Origin of the sequence: Agrococcus sp. Ld7, assembly GCF_045064095.1 — a bacterium.
GTDB lineage: Bacteria > Actinomycetota > Actinomycetes > Actinomycetales > Microbacteriaceae > Agrococcus.
On sequence record NZ_JBISGY010000010.1, the window covers coordinates 1 to 1,869 of the forward strand.

A 1,869-nucleotide genomic window follows, 5' to 3' on the forward strand; every position below is an offset into this window, starting at 1 on the left:
GGACGGGGCCGACGGAGACGCGGGATGCGTCCGCATCGGCGGGGGTGGGGAAGGCGGTGCCGGGCATCCCGGCGGCGGCGGAGCCGTGGGCAACGGCCTGCCGCAGGCGGCCCGCGGCATCATCGCCGCGCACCGCGGCGATCAACCAGCCGGCGAGGCTGGCGTCACCCGCACCGACGGTCGAGCGCACCGCGGTCGGTGGCGGCACGGCGTGCAGTGTCGCGTCGGCATCCGCGAGGATTGCGCCGTCGCCGCCGAGCGTCAGCAGCACGGTGCCGACGCCGCGCCCGACGAGGGACTGCGCTGCGCTCGCGGCGTCGTGCAGGTCGCCGATGGCGCCGTGAGCGAGACCGAGCAGCTCCTCGAGCTCCTCGTCGTTCGGCTTGGCGAGGTCGATGCCGCCGCTGGCGACCGCGGCGGACAGCGCCGCACCCGAGGTATCGACGGCGATGCGGATCGAGCTGTTCGCATCGCGGGCGGCGCGCATGATGGCACCGACCGTGTCGCTCGGCGCGCCGGTCGGCAGCGACCCTGCAACCACCAGCCAATCCGCAGACGTGCTGTGCGCGCGGATCTCGCCGAGCACCGCCGACAGCGTGCGCTCATCGAAGGGTGCGCCCGGCTCGTTGATCTTCGTGGTCGTGCCGTCGGGCTCGGTGAGCGCGAGATTGGTGCGCACCGCGGCATCGACCGGCACGCAGACGGCATCGACGCCGTCGGCGGCCAGCATCGTCGCGAACCGATCATCCGGTCGCGCGAGCACGATCGCGCGAGCGGCGACGCCCGCCGCGCTCAGCACGCGGGCCACGTTGACGCCCTTGCCGGCTGCCACCTCGGTGGCGGGCAGGGTGGCGCGATGGACCCCGCCCCGCTCCAGCGGTGCGGGCAGCTCGACCGTGCGATCGATCGACGGGTTGAGGGTCAGCGTCAGGATCATGCGACCAGCACCTCGCAGCCCGCGTCGTCGAGCGCGTGCGTCGTCGGCGCATCCGGTCGGGCATCAGTGAGCAGCACATCGATCTGCTCGAGCGCCGCGAACCGGCACAGGGATGTCTCGCCGAGCTTGCTGGCGTCGGCGAGCAGCGCGACGCGGCGGCCTGCGGCGACGATGGCCGTCTTCACCGCGGCCTCATCGGGGTCGGGCGTGCTGGCGCCGGTGGCGTCGAGGCCGTTGGTGCCGAGCACCACGATGTCCGGACGCAGCCCGGCGATGGCGAGCACGGTCTGCGCGCCCACCGCTGCGCCGGTGACGCCGCGGATGCGGCCGCCGATGGCGTGCACCTCGATCGAGGGGTGCGCGGCGAGCTGCTGCGCGATCGCGGGGGAGTGGGTGGCGACGATCAGCCGCGGTCCGTCGCCGTGCGGCCAGGTCGCGACGAGCTCGGCGGCGAGCGCGGCGGTCGTGGTGCCGGCGTCGAGCAGCAGGCTGGTGGCGCCGGAGGCCAGCAGCCGCTGACAGGCGAGGCGAGCGATGCGGCGCTTGCCATCGGCGTTCGCGTCGGTGCGCTCGGCGACCGCGGTCTCGATCAGGCTGGAGCGGTTCGCGCTCACCGCTCCGCCGTGCACCCGCCGCGCGATCCCTGCGCTCTCGAGGGCGTCCAGGTCGCGTCGTGCTGTCTCGGGCGTGATGCCGAGGGTCCGGGCGATCTCTGCGACGAGCACGCGGCCATCCGCCTGAATGCGTGCGGCGATCTCGTCTCTGCGCTGGGTAGCGAGCATGGGTGCCTCCTTCCCGGCACTGTAGCGCGCAAAACAAGAAAAGCACAAGCAAAAGCAGAAAACCACAGAAACAGATCCGCGCGCCGCCGCGAGCACGCCGAGCCAGCGGCGCCGTCAGCCCGCCCGCGCCAGCCCGCCAGCCTGCGAACC

At 73.7% G+C, this 1,869-nt stretch carries 2 protein-coding genes; both read right to left on the minus strand.

The annotated features are described in order from the left end of the window. Window positions 1–937, minus strand: a 937-nt coding sequence (locus tag ACJJVL_RS02840; RefSeq protein ID WP_405216795.1) for a 1-phosphofructokinase family hexose kinase, incomplete at its 3' end; no start/stop codon positions are given. Continuing rightward, window positions 934–1,719, minus strand: coding sequence for a DeoR/GlpR family DNA-binding transcription regulator (locus ACJJVL_RS02845; protein ID WP_405216797.1), 786 nt, complete (start codon window positions 1,717–1,719; stop codon window positions 934–936). The genes ACJJVL_RS02845 and ACJJVL_RS02840, both read right to left, overlap by 4 nt. Between the last annotated feature and the right edge of the window lie 150 nt (window positions 1,720–1,869).